General features: G+C 64.3%; 13 protein-coding genes. 12 read left to right on the top strand and 1 reads right to left on the bottom strand.

Annotated features, from left to right (window positions below):
- The first annotated feature begins 11 nt into the window (after positions 1-11).
- The 9 genes from NPS46_RS08000 to NPS46_RS08040 are packed head-to-tail and all read left to right on the top strand — an operon-like array spanning position 12 to position 14,600.
- Positions 12-1,331: a flavin-containing monooxygenase gene (locus NPS46_RS08000; protein WP_274105909.1), complete on the top strand. Its 1,320-nt coding sequence runs from the start codon at positions 12-14 to the stop codon at positions 1,329-1,331.
- A 27-nt stretch (positions 1,332-1,358) separates the two neighbouring features.
- On the top strand, positions 1,359-4,934 hold the full coding sequence (locus NPS46_RS08005) for an alpha/beta fold hydrolase (protein ID WP_274105911.1): 3,576 nt from the start codon (positions 1,359-1,361) through the stop codon (positions 4,932-4,934).
- Complete coding sequence (locus tag NPS46_RS08010) at positions 4,931-6,430, top strand: flavin-containing monooxygenase (RefSeq protein ID WP_274105913.1); 1,500 nt, start codon at positions 4,931-4,933, stop codon at positions 6,428-6,430. The genes NPS46_RS08005 and NPS46_RS08010 overlap by 4 nt, the downstream gene beginning before the upstream one ends.
- On the top strand, positions 6,418-9,249 hold the full coding sequence (locus NPS46_RS08015; protein WP_274105915.1) for a beta-ketoacyl synthase N-terminal-like domain-containing protein: 2,832 nt from the start codon (positions 6,418-6,420) through the stop codon (positions 9,247-9,249). The genes NPS46_RS08010 and NPS46_RS08015 overlap by 13 nt, the downstream gene beginning before the upstream one ends.
- Positions 9,246-11,147, top strand: coding sequence for an acyltransferase domain-containing protein (locus NPS46_RS08020; RefSeq protein ID WP_274105917.1), 1,902 nt, complete (start codon positions 9,246-9,248; stop codon positions 11,145-11,147). Before NPS46_RS08015 ends, NPS46_RS08020 begins: the two co-directional genes overlap by 4 nt.
- Positions 11,144-11,407 carry an acyl carrier protein gene (locus tag NPS46_RS08025; RefSeq protein ID WP_274105919.1) on the top strand — a complete coding sequence of 88 codons (264 nt, stop codon included), beginning with the start codon at positions 11,144-11,146 and terminating at the stop codon, positions 11,405-11,407. The genes NPS46_RS08020 and NPS46_RS08025 overlap by 4 nt, the downstream gene beginning before the upstream one ends.
- On the top strand, positions 11,400-13,169 hold the full coding sequence (locus NPS46_RS08030) for a fatty acyl-AMP ligase (RefSeq protein WP_274105921.1): 1,770 nt from the start codon (positions 11,400-11,402) through the stop codon (positions 13,167-13,169). Before NPS46_RS08025 ends, NPS46_RS08030 begins: the two co-directional genes overlap by 8 nt.
- Positions 13,156-13,917 carry a thioesterase II family protein gene (locus NPS46_RS08035; protein WP_274105923.1) on the top strand — a complete coding sequence of 254 codons (762 nt, stop codon included), beginning with the start codon at positions 13,156-13,158 and terminating at the stop codon, positions 13,915-13,917. The genes NPS46_RS08030 and NPS46_RS08035 overlap by 14 nt, the downstream gene beginning before the upstream one ends.
- Positions 13,914-14,600 carry a 4'-phosphopantetheinyl transferase family protein gene (locus NPS46_RS08040; protein WP_274105925.1) on the top strand — a complete coding sequence of 229 codons (687 nt, stop codon included), beginning with the start codon at positions 13,914-13,916 and terminating at the stop codon, positions 14,598-14,600. Before NPS46_RS08035 ends, NPS46_RS08040 begins: the two co-directional genes overlap by 4 nt.
- Before the next feature lie 6 nt (positions 14,601-14,606).
- Here NPS46_RS08040 and NPS46_RS08045 read toward each other — a convergent pair whose 3' ends face one another.
- On the bottom strand, positions 14,607-15,089 hold the full coding sequence (locus NPS46_RS08045; protein ID WP_274105927.1) for a hypothetical protein: 483 nt from the start codon (positions 15,087-15,089) through the stop codon (positions 14,607-14,609).
- Between the two features lie 276 nt (positions 15,090-15,365).
- Between NPS46_RS08045 and NPS46_RS08050 the strand changes: the two genes are divergently transcribed.
- The 3 genes from NPS46_RS08050 to NPS46_RS08060 all read left to right on the top strand — a co-directional run bounded on the left by NPS46_RS08050 (position 15,366) and on the right by NPS46_RS08060 (position 18,090).
- Positions 15,366-15,713, top strand: a complete 348-nt coding sequence (locus NPS46_RS08050) for a hypothetical protein (protein ID WP_274105928.1) — start codon at positions 15,366-15,368, stop codon at positions 15,711-15,713.
- Between the two features lie 188 nt (positions 15,714-15,901).
- On the top strand, positions 15,902-16,510 hold the full coding sequence (locus NPS46_RS08055; RefSeq protein WP_274105930.1) for a cysteine dioxygenase: 609 nt from the start codon (positions 15,902-15,904) through the stop codon (positions 16,508-16,510).
- A complete protein-coding gene (locus tag NPS46_RS08060; protein WP_274105932.1) occupies positions 16,507-18,090 on the top strand; it encodes a rhodanese-related sulfurtransferase in 1,584 nt (527 codons plus the stop codon). Before NPS46_RS08055 ends, NPS46_RS08060 begins: the two co-directional genes overlap by 4 nt.
- Positions 18,091-18,098: the final 8 nt, after the last annotated feature.

Genomic DNA, 18,098 nt, shown 5'->3' on the forward strand with positions numbered 1-18,098 from the left:
GGAGTCATGCAATGAAGCAGCAGCCAACGATCGCCATTATCGGCGCAGGGGCCAGCGGCATCGGTGTCGCCAAGGCCCTTAGCGAGATTGGCGTGGCCTTTGAAATGATCGAAGCCACCGCGCGTTTCGGCGGGAACTGGCAGCCCGACGGTCCGGCTTCAAAAATGTATGAAGCTGTGCACCTGATCAGCACCAAACGCAACACCCAGTTGCCCGACTTCCCGATGCCCCAGGAGTATCCCGACTACCCACGGCACAACCAGGTCTTCGACTACCTGGCCCAACTGGCCCTGCACTTGCAACTGGATCGGCATACCCGTTTCAACACCCGCGTCACCCGGATGGACAAGACGCCAGAAGGCTGGCTGCTGCACTTGGACGATGGCAGCCAGGCACGCTATGAAGTGGTCGTGGTGTGCAATGGCCTGCTGGGTAAACCAAAAATCCCCCAGTACCCGGGCACCTTCAGCGGCGCCACCCTGCATGCCAGCCAGTACCGTTGCTCAGAGGAGTTTCGCGGCAAGCGGGTGCTGGTGGTCGGCGGTGGCAACTCCGGCTGCGACATCGCTGTCGACGCCGCGCAGACCGCCCGCCGCGCACTGCACTCAACCCGGCGGGGCTATCACTACATGCCCAAATTCATTGATGGCCAGCCGACCCAGGAATGGCTGATGGACCAAGCGCCCAAGTTCGCCGACGAAGACCAGTACTGGGCCCATGTCGAGCGCAGCTTCAAGTTCGCCGGCTATGACGGCTGTGACTACGGCCTGCCGGCGCCGGACCACGACATCCGCGAATGCCACCCGATCCTCAACTCGCAGATTCTCTACTACATCGGCCATGGCGATGTGCAGGCCAAACCCGATATCAGCCACTTCGACGGCCAGCAGGTGCACTTTACCGATGGTAGTGTGGAAACCCTCGACCTGATCGTCTGGGCCACCGGCTATGACATCGACCTGTCCTTCCTGCCGCTGGACACCTACGACTGGAAACGCGACTTCGATTCGCTGTTCCTGCGCATGCTGCCGGCCAGCCATGATGACCTGCTGTTCGTCGGCTATCTCAATACCCCTTCGGGCATTGGCAACCTGGCCAATATGACCGGTCGCTTCGTGGCCGCCTATATCCAGGCTCGCGCCCTGCGCAGCCCGGCCTGGCACACCGTGCAGCAGATCAAGCTGCAACCAAAGATGCTCGACCTCGGCCAGCAGCGTTTTATGCAGACCCAACGGCATGCCCATGAGGTCGACCTGTGGAAATTCGTCAAGGCGATCAACTACCTGACCGCGCAGCTCAAGCCTGCGCAGACCTTTTCCCAGAGCGCCTGATCCGCGACCTCACGCCGAGAGCCCACCATGAACTCATCCACCCAATTGCCCCTCGCCCGTGAACCGGGCACCCGCGCGCTCAGTGCCAGCCAGGCCCTGCAAATGCTCGATAGCCTCGACACGGCACCTCCCGCGCTGGAGCAACGCCTGCTGGACGATCTGCGCCAACTGCTGACGGACATTCTGAAGATCGATCCCGAAGACTTCTCTGCAACCCGCGCCTTGATGGACTACGGCCTGGACTCCATCGCCTCGACGGAAATCGGCACGGTGTTTACCGAGCGCTTTGGCATCAACGTACCGCCGACGGTGTTCTTCGAATTCCAGAACCTGCACAACTTCTGCGGTTATCTGCTGGCCAACCATCACGCGCAATTGCTTGAGCATTACGGCCAGGCTCCAGTCGCCCGGCCGGCCACGGTCGAGGTTACGGCTACGGCGCCAGTCGCCGTGCAACCGGCCCCCTCTGCCCCAGTGGCCCCAGTGGCAGCAAGCCCCGTACCTGCGGTTGCCGTGATGCCAGCACCCGTCAACGCCCCCGCCTCGGCGCTTCCCGGTGCCACTGCCCTGAGCATTGAAGCGCTGTGGCAACACCATCAGAGCGTGGCGCCCGCTCGCCCCACCGCACTCGATAGCCCAAGCGGCGAACCGAGCCAGCAATTGCTCGACGAACAGCTGCAGATCTCCCGTCAGGCCTGCCTGGTGCACATTCGTCGGCCCCAGGGCGCACGCCTGGAATGCGCCACCTACGGCAGTGGCACACCGCTGTTGCTGCTGGGCGGTCTGGTGATGCAGTACGACGTGATGTGGCGCCTGCAAATGCAGGCCCTGGGCGACAACCACCGGCTGATCATGTTTCACATGCCAGGCTGCGGCGACGCTGAACTGCCCGAATCCCTGGCCATCGGCAATCTGGTGGACGACCTCGCGGTGGTGCTCGATCAATTGGGCATCAACCAGCCCATCCCGGTGATCGGCTACTCCTTTGGCGGCGTGCTCGCCCAGGCCTTTGCCCTGGCCTATCCACAACGCTGCGCGGGCTTGTGCATCACCGTCAGCTCGCCCTTCGGCGAAGGTGCATCGAACTTCCCGGCGCTGATGGCCGAACTGCAGAAAAGCCCCCGCTTCATGACCCTCAATCGCAACTGGAACATGCCCGCGCTGCCGGCTTACCAGCAGGTCATCGGCGATCTGGACCTGCGCTCGCGCCTGGCGAGCCTGCAACTGCCCTGCCGGATTATTTGCGGCAGCGAGGATGCCTATCAACCGCCGGCCTACTCGGCTTTGATTGCCAAGGCCGTGCCTCATGCCGAGCTGATCGAGATCGAGGGCGCCGGGCACTTGCTCGGGTTTACCCATCACCAGCGCTACAACCAGTTGCTGCTGGAGTTTGTGCAAAGCCTGTCGACCGCCGAACGGCCGCAGGCCACTGCGCGCCCACCCGTGTTCCTGCCTGCCACCGCGCACACCCTGGAAAATCTGGAAGCCTACTTGCGTCATGGCGAACAGGGCCATTGCGCGATCCTGTCGGCGCCGGCGGCGCAAACCGCGCTGCTGCTCAACCACCTGAGCAAACGCGGCAAACGGGAGCCCGCCGATTACCGCAGCTATTTCATGACGTCCCTGGAGGAGTCCCTGGACGCCGCCCTGCGCCTGGCCCGCCACCATGCGCGCAACCGCACTCCCGACGGCCAGGGCGAGTTGCTGCTGATTGATGACAGCGGCTACTGGGCCCGCTATTTCGACCCGCTGCAGCGAGCCGATGCCAGCGCCCTGGTGCCGGGTGTCCGGGTCGTTGCCAGCCTCGGCGAGGCTTGCGCCTACCAGCGCCAGAGCGGCCCGCAGCAACTGGCGGCAGTGGCCTGCATCCAGGCTGCCGACGCCAGCCCGGCCGCCTGCGATGCCTGGATCGCGGGGCTGGCGGGCAGCGGTATTCTCAGCGTGGTTGTCGAGCATTGCCGACAGGCCGATAACTGGCCACTGCTGGCCCTGCGCGAAAGCCCTGACCTGGTGGTCTTCGGTGAAGGTTTGAGTGGCTTCCAGACGCCGCTGGGCGCCTGCCTGGTGCACGAGCGTGTAAAGAACCCCTGGCTGATGACGCCGAATGAAAGCTATGTACGCCATGTCATGAGCAACTTCGGCCTGCCGTTCAAACTGGCGTTCGAGCACCTGATGACGCAGTTCGCTCCCGGGCTGGATGCCGCCGAACAACGACAACTGCGCCAGATTGCCAGCAGCAGCGAGGCGACTTATCAGGCGCACCTGCGCTACGGCAACAGCGGTTACGCGAAAATCGCCCGCATGCACGGTTTCGATGGGCGCTTCTACGAAGCCCGGGGCGTGCGTTCACGCCTGATTGAGGACGGCCGGCCATCCCGGGAAATCATCGACTGCTTCGTCAATGTCGGGACCTGCCCGCGCGGTCTGAACCCCCTGGATGTCATTGACCAGGTGGCGCGCCAGCACGATAACCGACGCGATTACTGGGGCGAACTGCAGAGCCTGCTGCAGGCCAGAACCGGCCTGCCTCTGGCGCTGCCCGCCTCAAGCAACGTCACGGGGGTGGAGGCGGCCCTGACGCTCGGCCTGCTGGCGGCACCGGGGGCGCGACGCAAGCTGTTGTGCTTCAGCGGCGGCCTGGGGTTTTCCATGGTCAGTGCAGCGTCTTCGCACAGCCTGGACTTCGATGCCTTCCGTACGCCCTTCGAGCCGCTTCACGCCCATACGGTCTTTATCGACCCACTGGCCAGCGATGCCGAGGCACAGTTGCTCGGTCATCTGCAGAGCGGCGAAATCGCGATGGTCTGGTTCGAAACCATCCAGGTCGATGCCAACGCTTCACGCCCGATCCCCGCGCCGCTGATCAGCCTGATCGAGCGCCATCGCGAGACCGGCGGCTACCTGGTTGGCATCGACGAAACCCAGACCAGCCTGGTGACCGGGCGCTTCCTGCACAGCCAGGCCCAGGTCCCTCGTCCGGATATTGTCGTCCTGGGCAGCGCCCTGTGCGACAGCCTGCTCCCCATGGGCGTGGTGCTCTACCACGAAACCCTGGCGCAACGGGCCGCGCAGCGCCATCCGCAGCGCCTGGCCGATCTGCAAGCGCGCGGCATTTCCCAACTGAGCGCACACCTGGCACTCAATTGCCTGCAAGCCCTGGAGCGTGACGGAGCGCTGGAGCAGACGCGGGTTCAAGGCGACTACTTCCAACAGCGCCTGCTGGAGGTGCAACGCGACTTCCCGCAGATTCGCGAGGTCCGCGCCGAAGGTTTGATGCTCACCATCGAACTCGAACTGGGTGGAACCCCGGCCTTTATCGAGCGCAGCTTCGGCTACCTGCTCTGGGGCAGCATGCTGCGTGATCCGGCAGGCGGCGTGGCCGCTGCCGTCTGCCCGATCTACAACAACTGCCTGCGTTACCTGCCGCCGTTGAACATCGACCGCGAAGCCATTGACCTCATCATCGCGAACCTGCGCCGTGCCCTGGCCCTGGGCATCGATGGCGTGCTGCAGGACTGTGCCGAACACAACCTGCGTCTGGGAGATACCCGCACCGCCGGATTTCTGTCGAGCCTGATCAAAAAAAAAGGACTGAACCTGTGACTGAGCACACTCGCGTCAACTCGCCAAGCCACGCCTCTTCGACGGTGGCCGCTATTCGTCCGCTAACGGGCTCTGGCCCGCGGGTCTGCATCATCGGTGCCGGGGTCGGCGGGCTGTGCATGGCCCGCGCCCTCAAGCGCAAGGGCATGGCGTTCGACTGCTTCGACAAGCGTGAGCGCATTGGCGGCATCTGGGCTTTCGACCATACGGGCCAGCACACCTCGGTGTGGCACAGCATGAACATGAACACGCCCAAGGGCCTGTACCAGTTCAGCGATTTCCCCATGCCGCAGCACTACCCAGACTTTCCCTCACACCGCCAGGTCCACGCGTACCTCGACAGCTTTGTCGAGCATTTCGAATTGCGCGACGCCATCCACCTCGACTGCCCGGTGGAACACACCGAACGTCTGCCGGATGGCGTCTGGCAGGTCACCCTGGGCTCCGGCGAAGTGCGGCACTACGACGCCCTGGTTGTCGCCAACGGCCATCACAACACGCCAAACCTGCCAGACTACGCGGCCCAGTCCGAGATCGACAGCATCCATTCCCAGCAGTACCGCTATCGCCATCCCTATCAGGACAAGGCGGTGATGGTCGTCGGTGTCGGCAACAGCGGCGCGCAGATCGCCGTGGATGTCAGCCACGACGCGCGCATGACCTACCTGTCGCTACGCCGTGGCGTCTATGTGCTGCCGCACTACCTGTTCGGCGCCCGCATCGACAAGGTGCTGGGGCGCCTGAACGACTGGTGGGTGAAAAAGCTCCTGCCCTTCCCGCTTCACGGCCTGATGTTCACCGGGCTATACAACCTGTTGATTGCCAAGCGCAAGCAAATGGGCATGCCTAAGCCCGACCACTTGATGATGTCGAGCCTGCCAACTCTCTCCGAAAACTTCGCCAACCGGGTAGGCGACGGCAAGTTGAAAATCGTACCGCAGGTGCAGCGGATCGACGGCAAAACCGTGCATTTTGTCGATGGCACCTGCCTGGATGTCGATTCGGTGATCTATGCCACCGGCTACCACACGGACTTCCCGTTCCTGGCGCAAAGCCTGTTGCAGATCAAGGAAAACCGCATCCCGCTGTTCCAGCGGATCTTCCTGCCCGACGTCGAAAACATGGCATTTATCGGCGTGTTCCAGGCCGTGACCTGGGGCTTTCTCGACATGATGGAACGCCAGGCCGAACTGGCTGCTGACTATTTTGCCGGCGAGTATCAGCGCCCATCCGCCGAGATCGAACGCCAGCAGATTGCCGCCGAGCGCAAGGTCATCGACCGCGAGTTTCTCGCCACCCCACGCAACCACTACGAAATGCATGGCCCAACCTATATGCACGCACTGGCCAGGGAACTGCGTCTGGGTCGCCAGCGTGCCCAAGCCGGTGAACACCAAGGACCGCTGCACAGCCGCGCCCACGGCTACGACACTCACACCGCCCTACACCCAACCAAGACCGCCGATGCCCTGGAGCCTGTCCCATGCCAGTCGTGACGCCTCCCACCGCCGCGCCGATCACCGTGGTCGGCATGCACGGCCGCTTCCCCGGGGCCGTCGATCTGCGGGCCTTTTGGCAGTTACTGACACAAGGCACCGACGCCGTCGGCGAAGTGCCGGCCGGGCGCTGGAACTGGCGCGACTACGACAGTCAGTTGCAGACCGGTGACGAGACCAGCTACTGCCAGCGAGCAGGCTTCACCCCACACGTCGACTGCTTCGATGGGCGCTTCTTCGCCATCCTGCCGCGCGAAGTCCAGAGCATGGACCCGCAACAGCGACTGTTTCTGCAAGCCGCCTGGGCCGCCCTCGAAGATGCCGGCTACGCACCTGCGCAGTTGGCCCGGCGACGGGTCGGGGTATTTGTCGGTGTCGGTCATAGCGATTACGCGGGGCTGCTGCGCCGTGACGGCGTGCCAACCGATGCCTGGCGCGGCACGGGCAGCGCCCTGACCGCCATCGCCAATCGGGTCTCGTTCTGTCTCGACCTGCAAGGCCCCAGCGAATCCATTGATACGGCATGCTCCGGTTCACTGGTCGCCGTGCATCGCGCCTGCCAGGCACTCCAGGCCGGCGAATGCGATCTGGCCATTGTCGGCGGGGTCAACCTGCTACTCAGCCCTGAACTGTTTGTCGCCTTCTCCAAGGCCGGCATGCTTAGCCATGCCGGACACTGCCAGACCTTCGCCGCCAGCGCCGATGGCTATGTGCGCGGCGAAGGCATCGCAGCCCTGGTCCTCGCGCCCCAGGCCGCTGCCAGGGAAAATGGCGACTTTATCTATGGGGAAATCTGCGCCAGCGCGCAGAACCACGGCGGCCGCGCCCACAGTTTTACCGCGCCCAATCCCAAGGCGCAGACCGATGTGATCGAGCGTGCCTGGCAGCGTGCCGGCTACTCGCCACGCCAGGCCAGCCTGATCGAGACCCATGGTACTGGCACGCCTCTGGGCGATCCGATTGAAATCAATGCCCTGAAAAAAGCCTTGCCCGTCGCCGGCACCGGCGCCCCTATCGCCCTGGGCGCACTGAAGACTCAGATCGGCCACCTGGAAGCCGCAGCTGGCATCGCTTCGCTGATCAAGGGCCTGCTGTGCCTGCAACATCGTCAGGTGGTCGGCAACCTGCACCACAGCGCGCTCAACCCACAGATCAGTCTGGCGGACAGCCCGTTCTATCTGCCCGACGCTACCGCCCCTCTGGTGGTCGACGCGCATGCACCGCTGCTGGCCGGCGTCAGTGCCTTCGGCTTTGGCGGCGTCAACGCCCACGTGGTGCTCAAGGCCGCCGAGCCCGCTGTCGATAGCCCCGCGGCGGACGACAACCGACCGTATCTGCTGCTGCTCTCGGCCAAGGATAAAGACGGCCTGCGGGCCCGCGCCCGGCAACTGCTCGCCGCCTTTGGCGAACCCCTGCCCGACGCCAGCGCCGCCCTGCGCCAGGCGCTGGTTGAGCGTCTGCGCGACCTGCTGGGTCTAATGCCCGACAACGGCACCGCCACGCCACTGGCGACGCTGAAGGTCGATGCCGGCTATTTTGTCGGTTGCCTGGAACAGGCCTTGGAAGCCCAGCAACTCGACACGCCCATCGATGCCTGGCGCGGCGCGATCAGCCTGGAAGAAGTGGTTGAGCGACTGGTGAGCGAAGCGACGCTGCACGTGGTCGAAGAGCCGCGCCTGGACAGCTTCAACGCCTTACCCGCCGAGCTGCCTGCCAGCGCCAGCCTCGCGGCCATTGCCCGCAGCCTGCTGGAAGGGCGCGATGCCATGGCCTGGCGCCTGGCGTTTGTAGTCCAAAGCCGCGCCCAGCTTTTCGACGCTCTACGCGATTACCTCGATGCGTCCCCTGCCCCGTCCAATACCCTGTGGCGCAGCGATGCCGGCTTGCCTGCCACCCCGGCACCGGACGTGACCGACGGCCGGGCCAATCGAGCCTTACTCGAACAGTGGGCAGCCCACTGGGCAGCCGGCAAAGCGCCCAGCCCACCCTGGTCGACCCTGTACGCCGACGAGCCGCGCCCGAATAAATTCCCCCTGCCAGCTTATCCCTGGCGCCTGGAGCGGGTCTGGTACACCCCGGCACAGGCAACGCCCGCACCCGCACCGCGTCTGGCGCCCACGGCGGCCCAGGCCTGGCTCGACTGCTGGGAACCCGGCGCCGCACTGCCCGGTTCGGTCATGGCCCTGGCCGGGCTGATCGGCCATGCCAGCAGGCTGACGCCGCACAGCACGCTGCATTGGCGTGACCTGCGCTTTGGTCCGCCCGTGCCCCTGCCATCGACCGAGGCGCTACAGTACACCCGCGCCCGCGACCATTGGCAGGTCAGTCTCGATACGCAGGTGCTGTTGCAGGTTGAAACGCCGACAGCGATTGCGCTGGCACCCCCATGGCCCGCCCGCCCCGCCGAAGTCGAGCTGGGCGCCCCAACCTTCTATGCCGCACAGGCCAAACAGGGCCTGGCCTACAGCGTTGGCGGGCAAGTGATACAGGCCCTGCGCAGCACGGCAAACGGCTTGCAAGCCACCCTGCACGAGCCCTGCCACGGCGTCGACGATTTCATCTTCTGGGCCGGACTATTGAGCAATTTGAGCGCAGCCCTCGGCTTTCTCGATCCCGCGACCGAACCGGGCCTGCCCTATCGGATTCGCCATCTAACGCTCGATCCCCTGGCATTGCACGAGGCGCGACAACTGAGCGTCGAGCGTCAGGGCGCGGCCTTCGATATTGCCTTGTGCACGGCCGACGGCCGCTGTGCGCTGCGTCTCGACGGCCTGCAACTGCGTGGCGTAACCGCAACGCTGACACGGGTGAGCGCATGAAAGCCTGGCTGTTTCAAGGCCAGGGCAGCCAGCGCAAGGGCATGGGCGCGACACTCTTCGCGCGCTTCCCCGAACAGGTGGCCGAAGCCGACGCCCTCCTTGGTTACTCGATAGAGCGCCTGTGCCTGGAAGACCCCGAGCAGCAGTTGAACCTGACCACCTACACCCAGCCGGCCATCTATGTGGTGTCCTGGCTCGGCTACCTGGCCGCCCGGGAAGACGGCTCCGTGGCTCGCTACGCGGCCGGACACAGCGTCGGCGAATATGCTGCGCTGACCGCCGCCGGGGCGCTGGACTTCAAGCTGGGCCTGCGCATCGTGATCGAGCGGGCCCGGCTGATGGCCCAGGTCGAGGGCGGTGGGCTGGTCGCGGTACTGGGCCACCCCCGAGAACGGGTCCAGCAACTGCTGGACGAGCTACCCGACATCGGCCTGGCCATCGCCAATCTTAACAGCCCTCGACAGATCATTGTCGGCGGCACCCACGCGGCCCTCGAACGCCTGCTCGAACACTGCGCAGAACACACTATCCGAGCCATTGCGCTAAAGGTCAGCGGGCCATTTCACACCGTACATATGCAGGCGGTAGAAGCGCCTTTTCGCGATTTTCTCCAAGCGCTGAGCGCACAGTTTCGCGAACCGGCCTTCCCGGTGATCGCCAATCTGCAGGCCCGCCCCCATACCCGCGTCGGGATGGTCGAGGCGCTCTCCAAGCACCTGACCCATCCGGTGCAATGGCAGCAGGTGATCGAGCACTTGCTGGCCGAAGGGATCAAGGATTTTATCGAGATCGGCCAACCGGCGATTCTAGCCGGCATGCTCAAGGATATTCGCGAGCAGCCGACTGCCCCGCCCGTTGCCGCACCCTCGGCCTTGCACCAGCGCCTGGGCTGCCCGCGACCGTTACTTGTCGGGACCACGGGTTCCCCGGCGCTGTTGACCGAACTGGCACGCCAGGGCGCCATGGGCTTACTCGAATGTGCGGGGTTGGCCGAGCCCGACCTTAAAGCCAGTGTCCTAGGCCTGAATGCCGAGCCGCCGTTGCGGGGTCGTTTTGGTCTGCGCCTGGACGGCGTTCCGCATTCAGCCCTGCTCGCCTGGCTCGCGAAACAGCCGCTTGCCTGCGTAGAAATCCCTGCCGAGCGGCTTGCTCCGAGCCAATGGCAGCATCTGCGCGAAGGGTGCCCCCAGATTCGCTGGCTGGCACGCGTGGAATCAGCCGACGCGCTGAAGACTAGCCTGGCCAACGCCGACGGCCTGGTGATCGCTGCCGATACGCATTTGCCCCTATTGCTCGCGGCGCTCGCATGTCAGGTGCCATCGGGGCCCCTGATCGGTGCCAGCAGCCTGATCGGCAGCCCCGCCAGCGCCCAGGCCCTGTTTGATCTGGGCGTGGATTTCGTGATCCCTACCAGTGTGTTTCTGCTGTGCAGCGAGGCCGGTCTGCCCGTCGAGCACCAGCAACGGTTGGCCCGATTGGAACAGGTCGATCATCACCCATTGCTCGACTGGCGTTTCCCCGAATTCGCCAGCCGCACGCCGGGCTATGTGCTCGACCGCCCGCGCGGCGAACAGCTCGAAGCCCTGCAAGCCTTCTACCTCAGCTCTGCAGGCTGCGACTGGAATGCCTTACAAACCTGCCTCGCCCGCTTCAGCGAGCCGCTGATTGACACTCAGCCACCGGCCGAGCCCCGCCCCGTTCGCCACGAACTCCAGGCCCGCGTACTGCAGAGGCTGGAGCAATGGCAACTGCCGGGGGATGCCTCGCTTTGGCTGTTCAATCGCTGGCGCCGGCACAGCCAACCCGATCTGCCGATACCACTACCCACGGCGCAGTTGCTCGATCTGCTCTGCCCCGCCGCCACTTCTGCTAACGCCCCCTCAAGGAAAACGCCATGAACCTGGTCGAGACGCTACAAACCTGCATCAGCGAATTTATCTGCTGTGAAATGGACCTGCCGGCCGAAGACATCGATGTGCATGCCCCCCTTGGCGCTTTCGGCGTGGGCTCTCTGGCAGGTACCAAGCTGATCGGCAGCCTTGAGGAGCAGTTCCAACTGCGCCTGTGGCAAACGCTGATCTTCGAACACCCGACCATTGCCGAACTGGCCACCGCCATTGCCAAGATTGCCGTCCAGAATGAGGTCTCCCATGTTTGACAAGACCTGCATGAGCGCCCAGGAACTGAACAGCGCTACCGGCTCCCTGGCCATCCACGACAGTCTGGCCTTGCGCGCCTGGGTTCACCCGGACAAGGTGCTGTACACCCTGCTGGACGACCAGGGCGAGCCAGAGGGGCAGATGAGCTACCTACAGCTGCTGGGGCGGGCCTGCGCCATTGCCGAGCAGTTGCAGGGCCTGACAGAACCGGGCGAACGGGTTGCGCTGTTCTTTCCCCAGGGTCTGGAATTTATCGCCAGCTTCCTCGCGTGCCTGATGTGCGATCGGATTGCCGTACCGGTCAATCTGCCGAACCGGCGTCGGGTCGAGCGCTGCCTGAGTATCGTGCAGGACAGCGGCAGCCGCCTGCTACTGGTGGCCCAGAGCGAGCGGGAAATGCTCCAGCAGGCCTTTGCCGGCAGTGCGGCAGCGGCGTTGCCTATGGCCAGCCCGACCCCCGAGTGCACCCCGCCCGCACAATTCATCCGCCCCCTGGAGAAAGATCCGCAGCGCATCGCCTTCTTGCAGTACACCTCCGGCTCGACTTCGGCGCCCAAGGGCGTGATGGTCAGCCACGCCAATATCACCGCCAACCTGCGCATGATTCGCGATTCAGTGTCGCTGGATCACACCAGCGACTTCGTGACTTGGCAACCCCATCACCACGACCTGGGGCTGATCCTCGGTCAATTGCTGCCCATTGTGCTGGGCAATCACACCGTGCTCATGGCGCCGGCGACCTTTGTCCGGCAACCGCTGATCTGGCTGCAGGCTATTTCACGCTACAAGGCACGGCTGGCCGGCGGACCGAACTTCGCCTACAACCTGGCTGTGGAGCGCTATGACGCCAAGCGTCTCGAAGGCCTCGATCTGTCGCACTGGACCCATGCCATCAACGGTGCGGACGTGGTTCGCCCGGCCAGCCTCGCCCGCTTCACCGAGCGCTACGCCAGCCATGGCTTCCAGGCCAATGCCTTTATGCCCAGCTACGGCCTGGCCGAAGCCACGCTGTTTGTAACCGCCGGCCCGACCGGCCGGCCGGTACGCTCGGTCATCGCCGACCCGCTGGCCCTGGCGCTGGAGCGGCGGGTGGTCGCCCCCGAGGAGGGTGTCGCGTACCAGGAACTGGTCGGCTGCGGCGAGCCTTCGTGGGAAGTTCAGGTGGCGATTGTCGACCCCGATACCCAGCAGCGCTGCGAGCAGGGGCGGATCGGCGAAATCTGGCTGCGCGGGCCAGGCATCGCCCAGGGTTACTGGCAAAATCCGACGGCAACCCAGTCGGCCTTTGAGGCGCGGATCCGCGACGAGAATGAACAGACCTACCTGCGCACGGGCGACTTGGGTTTCATCGACCCAAACAACCGGCAACTTTATGTCTGTGGTCGGCTCAAGGATCTGATCATCTGCGAGGGCCGCAATGTGCACCCCGAAGACATTGAGTACACGGTTATCGAGGCACTGGGCGAGGCGCGCCCGCCCAGCTGCGCGGTGTTCAGCCATGACAACGACCAGCAACGCCAGAGCATCGTGGCGGCCATCGAACTGAACCGCGAGATCAAGCGTTGGCTCAACGACAACCCGGTCCAGCTCAAGGCGGCAGTACGCAGCGCGGTCGTCGATCACCATGGGATCAACCTCAACCGCATCGTCTTCGTCCAGCCAACCAGCATGCACAAGACCACCAGTGGCAAGATCCAGCGCGCGAAGATGCGCCAGTTGTACCTGGCAGCGCAATTGGACCTGCTCAATGAAGCCCGCTGAACTGCCGAACACGGCCCTGGTGCCGTGGCTGACCGACGCCGAAGCGCCGGTCAGCCTGGTCTGCTTTCATTGTGCCGGCGGGAGCGCGCAGAGCTACTTTCCCTGGAAGCAGGCGGCCCGCGATGTGTGCGACCTCTATGCCGTGGAACTGCCCGGACGCAGCCGTCGCCTGCGCGAACCGTTCGCCACTTCGGTGGCGCAACTGGCCAGCGCGTTTGCCGAGCAGTGCCGGGCCCTGCCGGACAAACCCCTGGTGCTGTTCGGTCATAGCCTGGGCGCCCTGCTCGCCTACGAGACCGCGCGGGTACTGCTGGCCGACAGCGAGCGGCGGCCGATCCACCTGCTCGTTTCTTCGCGCCAGAGCCCGGACTGGCAGCCTGCCTGCGCCGGGCTGCCGCCGCTCAATGACCAGGCCCTGCGCGATTACCTGGCGAACCTGGCCGGCACGCCCCCCGAGGTCTTGCAGAACAAACCGATGATGGACTTGGCGGTGCCGATCCTGAAGGCCGATCTGGAACTGATCCTCGATTATCGGCATGAGTATCCCGGCGCCCTGCCAATCCCGGTGGACGCCTTCGGTGCGCTAGACGACGATCAGGTGGGCTTCGAAGCGCTACGCGCTTGGGAGCGAGTGACCGGACAAGCCTTTAGCCTACGGATTATCGAGGGTGGGCATTTTGCGGTGATGCAGCAACCGCAGTGGGTCATGGACCGGGTTCGAACCATCGCCAGCGGCCTTGCGGCGTGAACCTGGCCCTGCGCAGCAATCGGCTGCACAGCTTTGTGCTGCGCAGTGCCGATCTTGATCCACAGCCCTTGCTGGGCCTGCTTGACGCCGAAGAACAGCAGGTCTACCGGGCGTTTCGCGACCCTTCACGGGCCCGCGACTACGTTCTGGCCCATGGGCTCAAGCGCCAGGTGCTGGCGGCGCTGTGCCACCGCCGCCCGCAAGACCTGCGATTCACCCACGATGCGCACGGCAAGCCCGGCCTGGCCGGCATCGGGCCGCACTTCAATCTCAGTCACAGCCAGGGTTGGGTGGCGCTGGCAGTCAGCGCCGACAGGCATTGCGGGATCGATATCGAAAGCCCGGGCACAACACTCATCACCCAGGCGCTGATCCACAGCACCATGAGCCCGGCGGAACAGGCATTGATTGCCCGCGCAGCCGATCCGCAACGCGCCTTCCTCGATTGCTGGGTGAGCAAGGAAGCCCTGCTCAAGGCCCGTGGCACCGGCCTCGTCGCGGACCTATCAGCCCTGTGCAGCCTGAACCCGGCCCCAGCGGCCGATGGCTGTACCGAAACACGGGTACACCATGCCCATCGCGACTATGCCCTGGCCTTGTGCGCCCGTGGCGAACCGGGCTGGATGCCCGTGATCGACCCGCCACAATCGGTATACCAACTGTGGCCGTTGCGCATTCGCTAAGTCCGGTCAGCCGTCGGTCAGGGTGTCCAGTTCACGCTCGATGGCCGTCATGACACCGGCCATGCGTTCCTTCGCATCCCTGCCTTGGCCGTGTTGCAGGTCATTCATCTTTGCCGCCAGGGCGCGGCCTTCGGCGCTGCTCATAAACATCGCCGCCATCTTCAGCGGATCCTGGCTCGCATTGATACTGACCAGCAGATCCATCTCCTGCTCGCTGAGGTTGTCCGAATAGTAGTCGGCGGCGATCTGCTTGACCTTGGTCAGAGGCAGGTGCTTGCGGATCACGTTCTTGAGCTGGGTCTGGGTCAGGCTGGAATACCGGTACTCGTTCGGCAACTCGTCCATCGTCTGGCCAAGCAGGGTTTCATAGTTGTCGTCATACCCGGCCGTCTCGATCACCGCGACCGCCTTGTCATGATGACTGTTGGTTGCGCAGGCGCCCAACAGCAGGGCCAGGGCCAGCGGGCTCAACCATTTTCCGATGTTCATAACGCTCCTGCCTTTGCGAAGTACCCAGGGATGGCGGCGCATATTGCCACTGCGCGGGGCGAGATCAAACCGCTTACGCTGCGTCGATATGGCGCTGTCATTCGGACCCAAAGGGGTCATTCAGACTGCGATAGTACTCGGTCCATATGACCACATAGAAATTCAAGCCATTGATTTTTATGACTATTAAGGCTGGCATGGATTCTGAATCTGAACAGGTGAAGAGACGAAGAGGCGAAACAACGCGTCTTCCCCTGATAACGATTGGAGTCCTCCATGAAAGCATCCCCCATCCTTGCGCTGACCCTTACACTTCTCGCCACCCCCTTCGCCCAGGCCGACCAGGTCATCCGCGAAGTTCCCGAAAACACCGCCGGCCGTGGCTATGGCGCACTGAGCGGGATCATGCTCGGTGCCGCCGCAGGCGGCCCCATTGGAGCATTGGCCGGCGCGGGCGCGGGCTTCTGGCTGGGGGGCTCGCTGCAGCAGCAGATGGGCCTTAGTGGCCGCGCCTACGAAATCGAAGATGCCCAGGGCGAACGCCATGTCGTGCGCTCGCCCAACGAAACGTTTTCCCCAGGCCAGCACGTGCGTCGCCAGGGTTCGCGAATCCACCCGCAATAACCCCCGAATCCCCCTCCTGCGACAGGAGCGAGTCTTGGCGTTTGCGCCACCACCTGACTCGTTCCTGCCAACCCCACCAGACGCTTCAAAAGACCGGAAAGGCATAAGCTAATCATGATTTAACTGCATATTAACTAAAAACAATATGCTTAAATCTGCTTATACCCTTCACCGTCCATGGAGCTGCAATGAGCCTTGTCCCCCATCCCCAGCGCCTGCGCGACTTTATCCAGGCCCTGGCCGAGCAACTTGATCGCGACCCCGACGAGGCGCAAGCCCTGCAGCACGGCAGTGCGCTACTCGCCGAACTGGTCCGTCATGACGACTGGCTACCTGAGGAATATGCCCAACCCGATCCCCTGCGCTACCAGCAGTACCTGCTGCATGTGGACTCGCGCCAGCGCTTTAGCGTGGTGAGTTTCGTCTGGGGCCCAGGCCAGACCACCCCGGTCCACGACCATCGCGTCTGGGGCTTGATCGGCATGTTGCGCGGCGCCGAGTTTTCCCAGCCTTACTTCCGTAATGCCCAGGGCCGCCTGCAGGCCGAAGGCCCGGCGGTGCGCCTGGCGCCCGGGCAGGTCGAATGCGTATCGCCCAGCGTCGGCGATATCCACCAGGTCAGCAATGCGTTCGACGACCAGGTGTCCATCAGTATCCATGTCTATGGCGCCAACATCGGCGCGGTCCACCGGGCCGTGTACCTGGCTGACGGCAGCGAGAAAACCTTTATCTCCGGTTATTCCAATACCCATCTACCCAATATCTGGGACCTGTCCAAAGAGAGCCACGCCCTATGAGCACCCCTAACGTCCGCACCTTTGCCCAGATCCGCGAGGCTCTGTTGGACAAGGCCGAAGTCGCGCTGATCGATGTACGCGAAGAAGCGCCTTTCGCCGAAGCCCATCCGCTGTTTGCGGCCAATATTCCCCTGTCCCGGCTGGAACTTGAGGTCTACTCGCGCATTCCCCGGCGCGACACCGCCGTCACGGTCTATGACAACGGTGAAGGCCTGGCCAATCAAGCGCTGGAGCGCCTGGCAAGCCTGGGCTACAGCAACCTGGCCCTGCTCGATGGCGGCCTGGAGGGCTGGCGCGCCGCCGGTGGCGAGCTGTTCATCGACGTCAATGTGCCCAGCAAGGCCTTTGGCGAGCTGGTCGAAAGCCAGCGCCATACGCCGTCCCTGGCCGCCGAAGAGGTTCAGGCCTTGCTCGACAGCGAGGCCGACGTGGTGGTCCTCGATGCCCGTCGCTTCGATGAATACCAGACCATGAGCATCCCGGGCGGCATCAGCGTACCGGGCGCCGAACTGGTCCTGCGCGCCCGGGAACTGGCGCCTGATCCAGCCACACGCATTATCGTCAACTGCGCCGGGCGCACCCGCAGCATCATTGGGACCCAGTCGCTGCTCAACGCCGGTCTGCCCAACCCGATTGCGGCCCTGCGCAACGGCACCATCGGCTGGACCCTCGCCGGGCAGAACCTGGAGCACGGCCAGTCGCGGCGTTTTGCCAGCGGCACGCCGGACACCCGTGATCTCGCCGCCGCAGCGGCGCGCCGCGTGGCCGACCAGGCTCGTGTCCAGCGCGCCAGCCTGACGGATCTGCAGGCTTGGCAGCAGGACGCCAGCCGCACGACTTACCTGTTCGATGTGCGGACCCCGGAAGAATTCGAGGCCGGCCACTTGCCCGATGCCCGTTCGACGCCGGGCGGCCAGTTGGTCCAGGAGACCGACCACTTCGCCAGTGTGCGCGGCGCGCGGCTGGTGCTGGTGGACGACGACGGCGTGCGCGCCAATATGAGCGCCTCCTGGCTGGCGCAACTGGGCTGGCAGGTTTATGTGCTCGATGATCTGCAGGCCTCGCACTTCAGCGCAACCGGGCCCTGGGCCGCGCCGCTGCCGGCACGTCCCCAGGCCGAGCCGATCAGCCCGCAGACCCTGGCCGAATGGCAGCGCCAGGGCGATACCGCCGTGCTCGACTTCACCACCAGCGCCAACCATGTCAAACAGCATGTACCGGGCGCCTGGTGGACCTTGCGCAGCGACCTGGCCAATGCGTTGAAAGTGATCCCAGCGGCCGAGCGCTATGTACTGACCTGTGGCAGCAGCCTGCTGGCCCGCTATGCGGTGGCGCAAGTCGAGGCGCTGACCGGCAAGTCGGTGTTTGTGCTGGATGGGGGTAATGCCGCCTGGAATGCCGCGCAACTGCCGGGCGAAAGTGGCGACGGGCAACTGGCCTCGCCACGTATCGACCGCTATCGTCGTCCGTATGAAGGCACCGATAACCCGCGCGAAGCCATGCAGGCCTACCTGGACTGGGAGTTCGGCCTGGTCGAGCAGTTAGGACGCGATGGCACTCACGGCTTCTATGTGATCTGACGCCCAGC

The sequence above is a fragment of the Pseudomonas putida genome, assembly GCF_028682395.1.
GTDB classification, from domain to species: Bacteria; Pseudomonadota; Gammaproteobacteria; order Pseudomonadales; family Pseudomonadaceae; genus Aquipseudomonas; species Aquipseudomonas putida_AB.

What these genes read in the sequence shown, in the direction of transcription:
- NPS46_RS08060 (WP_274105932.1), top strand. Translation starts at nt 16,507, where the DNA reads ATGAGCACCCCTAACGTCCGCACCTTTGCCCAGATCCGCGAGGCTCTG.
- NPS46_RS08050 (WP_274105928.1), top strand. Translation starts at nt 15,366, where the DNA reads ATGAAAGCATCCCCCATCCTTGCGCTGACCCTTACACTTCTCGCCACC.
- NPS46_RS08030 (WP_274105921.1), top strand. Translation starts at nt 11,400, where the DNA reads ATGTTTGACAAGACCTGCATGAGCGCCCAGGAACTGAACAGCGCTACC.
- NPS46_RS08015 (WP_274105915.1), top strand. Translation starts at nt 6,418, where the DNA reads ATGCCAGTCGTGACGCCTCCCACCGCCGCGCCGATCACCGTGGTCGGC.
- NPS46_RS08020 (WP_274105917.1), top strand. Translation starts at nt 9,246, where the DNA reads ATGAAAGCCTGGCTGTTTCAAGGCCAGGGCAGCCAGCGCAAGGGCATG.
- NPS46_RS08035 (WP_274105923.1), top strand. Translation starts at nt 13,156, where the DNA reads ATGAAGCCCGCTGAACTGCCGAACACGGCCCTGGTGCCGTGGCTGACC.
- NPS46_RS08045 (WP_274105927.1), bottom strand. Translation starts at nt 15,089, where the DNA reads ATGAACATCGGAAAATGGTTGAGCCCGCTGGCCCTGGCCCTGCTGTTG.
- NPS46_RS08025 (WP_274105919.1), top strand. Translation starts at nt 11,144, where the DNA reads ATGAACCTGGTCGAGACGCTACAAACCTGCATCAGCGAATTTATCTGC.
- NPS46_RS08000 (WP_274105909.1), top strand. Translation starts at nt 12, where the DNA reads ATGAAGCAGCAGCCAACGATCGCCATTATCGGCGCAGGGGCCAGCGGC.
- NPS46_RS08055 (WP_274105930.1), top strand. Translation starts at nt 15,902, where the DNA reads ATGAGCCTTGTCCCCCATCCCCAGCGCCTGCGCGACTTTATCCAGGCC.
- NPS46_RS08005 (WP_274105911.1), top strand. Translation starts at nt 1,359, where the DNA reads ATGAACTCATCCACCCAATTGCCCCTCGCCCGTGAACCGGGCACCCGC.